The organism is Mycobacterium sp. (genome assembly GCF_040398885.1).
Classification (GTDB): domain Bacteria; phylum Actinomycetota; class Actinomycetes; order Mycobacteriales; family Mycobacteriaceae; genus Mycobacterium.
This window is the reverse complement of record NZ_JBBATF010000207.1, coordinates 1-4,110: the sequence shown is the minus strand read 5'-3', so window position 1 is coordinate 4,110 and position 4,110 is coordinate 1. Positions and strand designations below refer to the sequence as shown.

4 protein-coding genes and 1 pseudogene are annotated in these 4,110 nt (G+C 67.9%); 2 read left to right on the top strand and 3 right to left on the bottom strand.

The genetic code is table 11. The features are described 5' to 3' along the window. The 3 genes from ADBZ5U_RS14740 to ADBZ5U_RS14730 all read right to left on the bottom strand — a co-directional run. The coding region (locus ADBZ5U_RS14740; protein WP_526811430.1) for a hydroxymethylglutaryl-CoA lyase-like TIM-barrel protein at positions 1–392 on the bottom strand (392 nt) is incomplete at its 3' end. Continuing rightward, positions 389–1,297 (bottom strand): acetaldehyde dehydrogenase (acetylating), encoded by a 909-nt coding sequence (locus tag ADBZ5U_RS14735; RefSeq protein WP_526811428.1) that lies wholly within the window; start codon positions 1,295–1,297, stop codon positions 389–391. The genes ADBZ5U_RS14735 and ADBZ5U_RS14740, both read right to left, overlap by 4 nt. A 17-nt stretch (positions 1,298–1,314) precedes the next feature. Continuing rightward, the gene (locus ADBZ5U_RS14730) at positions 1,315–2,100 is read right to left on the bottom strand and encodes a 2-keto-4-pentenoate hydratase (RefSeq protein WP_526811426.1); all 786 of its coding nucleotides are present in this window, start codon (positions 2,098–2,100) and stop codon (positions 1,315–1,317) included. Between the two features lie 76 nt (positions 2,101–2,176). Here ADBZ5U_RS14730 and kstD point away from each other — a divergent pair, with 76 nt between their 5' ends. Further along, positions 2,177–3,868: a 3-oxosteroid 1-dehydrogenase gene (gene kstD / locus ADBZ5U_RS14725; RefSeq protein ID WP_526811424.1), complete on the top strand. Its 1,692-nt coding sequence runs from the start codon at positions 2,177–2,179 to the stop codon at positions 3,866–3,868. Further along, positions 3,858–4,110: pseudogene (locus ADBZ5U_RS14720) on the top strand (3-alpha,7-alpha,12-alpha-trihydroxy-5-beta-cholest-24-enoyl-CoA hydratase); the annotation flags it as partial. The gene kstD and the pseudogene ADBZ5U_RS14720, both read left to right, overlap by 11 nt.

The window sequence follows — 4,110 nt, the reverse complement described above, 5'->3', positions numbered from 1 at the left end:
AGTTCGCGGGCCAGGCCGAAATGCTGGGTGGACACGTCGGCCTCGGTGCAGTGGGTGGCGATGCGGCAGATCGAGCCGCCGTTGTCCTGTGCCTCACGGATGTCGTCCTTGGTGCCGACGCCGGGCAGCATCAGGAAGGCGATCTTGGCGTCCTTGGCGGTCTCGGCCGCGAGCTTGATGAGTTCCTGCTCGGGGGTTTTCGAGAATCCGTAGTTGAAGCTGGAGCCGCCGAGGCCGTCGCCGTGGGTGACCTCGATCACCGGCACACCGGCGGTGTCCAGAGCCGCCACGATGGCGTGCACTTCGTCTTTGGTGAACTGGTGGCGCTTGTGGTGCGAGCCGTCGCGCAGTGAGGTGTCGGTGATCCGGATGTCCCAGATGTGGTCACTCATCGCGCGCCTCCGAGGGCCGCGGACTGTTTGGCGATCTCCTCGCCGACCTTCGTCGCCGCCGCGGTCATGATGTCCAGGTTTCCCGCGTACGGCGGCAAGTAGTCGCCGGCGCCCTCGACTTCGATGAACGTGGTCACCAGGTGCCGTCCGCCGTTGACCACCGACGGTTCGTCGAACTGCGGTTCGTTGAGCAGTCGGTAGCCGGGCACGTAGGTCTGCACCTCGGCCACCACGTCATGGATGGATTGAATGACGGCGGCTTGATCCGTATCGGGGGGAATCTCGCAGAAGATGGTGTCGCGCATGATCATCGGCGGGTCGGCGGGGTTGAGGATGATGATGGCCTTGCCCCGGCCGGCCCCGCCGATGGTCTCGACCCCCTTGCCGGTGGTCTTGGTGAATTCGTCGATGTTCGCCCGGGTCCCCGGACCGGCTGACACCGAGGCCACCGACGCGACGATCTCGGCGTAGGGCACGGCGACGGCGCGGGACACCGCGTACACGATTGGGATGGTGGCCTGGCCACCGCAGGTGACCATGTTGACGTTCGGGGCGTCGAGGTGGTCGCCGAGGTTGGCCGGCGGCACCACTCCGGGGCCTACCGCGGCCGGCGTCAGGTCGATGGCGGTGATGCCGGCCTCTGCATAGCGCGGGGCGGACGTCTTGTGGACGTAGGCGGAGGTCGCCTCGAAAACCATGTCGGGGGTCTCCGGTTGCGCCAGCAGCCAGTCGACGCCTTCGTGGCTGGTCTCCAGGCCGAGCTTGCGTGCCCGCGCCAAACCCTCGCTGCCGGAGTCGATTCCGATCATCCACCGCGGCTCGAGCCAGTCGGAGCGCTGAAGCTTGTAGAGCAGGTCGGTGCTGATGTTTCCCGAGCCGACGATCGCGACGGATTTCTTGCCCATGAGACTCCTACCCGCTCCTAATCAAAGGACAACCGGACCGAACCGAGTCCGGCGAAGTCGGCGACGAAGGCATCGCCCGGACGGGCGTCGATGGCGCGGGTGCACGACCCGGGCAACACGATGTCGCCGGCCCGCAGGCGCACCCCGAAGCCGTCGACCTTGCGCGCCAGCCAGGCCACCGCGGTAACCGGGTTGCCGAGCACGGCGTCGCTGCGGCCTTCGGCCACCACCTCGCCGTTGCGGGTGAGGACCGCGTCGATGCCCTGGATGTCGATGTCCTTCGGCGACACCCGTTGCGGGCCTAGAACCCACCCCGCCGAGGAGGCGTTGTCGGCGATGGTGTCGCACAGGGCGATCTTCCAGTCCCGGATCCGGGAGTCGATCAACTCGATCGCCGGGGCGAACGCCGCGGTCGCGGCCAGCACGTCGTCTTCGGTGCATCCGGCGCCGGGCAGGTCGTCGGCCAGGATGAAGCCGACTTCGACCTCCACCCGGGGGTAGAGGTAGTTCGCCGCCGGTACCGGGGTGTCCTCGAAGACCTCCATGTCGGCGAGCAGGTGACCGTAGTCGGGTTCGTCGACACCCATCATCTCCTGCATCGCCTTGGATGAGAGGCCGACCTTGTGTCCGGCGACGGTGGCGCCTTCGGTGATCCGGCGGCGGATGTTCGTCAACTGGATCTCGTAGGCGTCGACCACGTCGATGTCGGGGTGGGCAGCCGTCAACGGCATCATCGGCACTCGGGTCCGTTCGGCCTCGGCGAGGTCGGCGGCGAGCCCGGCACGGGCGGCGCTGGTGAGCATTCCCGAGAGATCCCATCGTCGATGTCGGCGCGGACGGCTAGCGCCCGCACGGGGCAATTCTATAACGTGTTCTAGTATGACTGCCCAGGAGTTCGACGTCGTTGTCGTCGGGAGCGGCGGGGCCGGACTGGTCGCCGCGCTCACCGCCGCCCATCAGGGACTCACCGCGGTGGTCCTGGAGAAAGCCGCCCATTACGGGGGCTCCACGGCCCGCTCCGGGGGCGGGGTGTGGATCCCCAACAACGAGATCCTCAAGCGCGACGGCGTCACCGACTCCGCCGAGGCCGCCCGCACCTATCTGCACACCATCGTCGGCGACATCGTCCCCCCCGAGAAGATCGACACCTATCTGCAGCGCGGGCCGGAGATGCTGTCCTTCGTGCTCAAGCACACCCCGCTGCAGATGTGCTGGGTGCCGGGGTATTCCGACTACTACCCGGAGCAGCCGGGCGGGCGCCCCGCCGGCCGATCCGTCGAACCGAAACCCTTCGACGCCAGGAGACTCGGCCCGGACATGGCCGGACTTGAACCGGCCTACGGCAAGGTCCCGCTCAACGTCGTGGTGATGCAGCAGGACTACGTCCGACTGAACCAGATGAAGCGGCATCCCCGCGGCGTGCTGCGCAGCATCAAGGTCGGCGCCCGCACCGCGTGGGCCGGGATGCGCGGCAAGAACATCGTCGGCATGGGTCGCGCGCTGATCGCGCCGCTGCGCATCGGTCTGCGCGACGCCGGAGTGCCGGTGCTGCTGAACACCGCGCTCACCGACCTTCATGTCGAGGACGGCGTGGTGCGCGGTGTCTACGTGCGCGACACGACGGGGCCGGAGACGGCCGAGCCGCGACTGATCCGGGCCCGGCGCGGTGTCATCCTCGGCAGTGGCGGGTTCGAGCACAACGAGTCGATGCGGCGGAAGTACCAGCGCGAGCCGATCGGCACCGAATGGACCGTCGGTGCGGCCGCCAACACCGGTGACGGTATCCTGGCGGCCGAGAAGCTCGGCGCCGCAATGGATCTCATGGAGGACGCCTGGTGGGGCCCGACGGTTCCGCTGGAGGGGGCGCCGTGGTTCGCACTCTCGGAGCGCAATTCGCCCGGGTCGATGATCGTCAACATGGCCGGAAAGCGCTTCATGAACGAGTCGATGCCCTACGTCGAGGCCTGCCACCACATGTACGGCGGCGAGTACGGGCAGGGATCCGGTCCCGCGGAGAACGTGCCGGCCTGGCTGGTGTTCGACCAGCGGTACCGGAACCGCTACATCTTCGCCGGACTTCAACCGGGACAGCGGATGCCGAAGAAGTGGCTGGAGTCCGGCGTCATCGTCATGGCGGAGTCCATCGACGAACTCGCCCGGGAGACCGGGCTGCCGGCCGACGAGTTGTCCGCCACCACGGCACGGTTCAACGGCTTCGCCCGCTCCGGCGTCGACGAGGATTTCCACCGCGGGGAGAGCGCCTACGACCGCTACTACGGCGACCCCACCAACAAGCCGAACCCCAACCTGGGCGAGATAAAGCACCCGCCGTACTACGCCGCCAAGCTGGTGCCGGGTGATTTGGGCACCAAGGGCGGGATCGTCACGGACGTCCACGGCAGGGCCCTGCGTGACGACGGTTCGGTGATCGAGGGCCTGTACGCGGCCGGCAACGTCAGCGCCCCGGTGATGGGCCACACCTATCCCGGGCCGGGGGGCACCATCGGTCCGGCGATGACGTTCGGGTATCTGGCGGCTCTGCACCTGGCTGGAGCGGGCAGTGCCCATTGACCCCGACATCGCACTCGGGGCTCGGCTCGAGCCGGTGGAGTTCTCCTGGTCCGCCAACGATGTGCAGCTCTACCACCTGGCGCTGGGGGCGGGCTCGGACCCGATGGATCCGCGTGAGCTTCGCTACCTTTCCGACACCTCCCCGCAGGTGCTGCCGACGTTCAGCAGTGTGGCCGCCTCATTCCACATGACCGAACCGCCGACGGTGAGCTTCCCCGGGATCGACATCGAGCTGGGCAGGG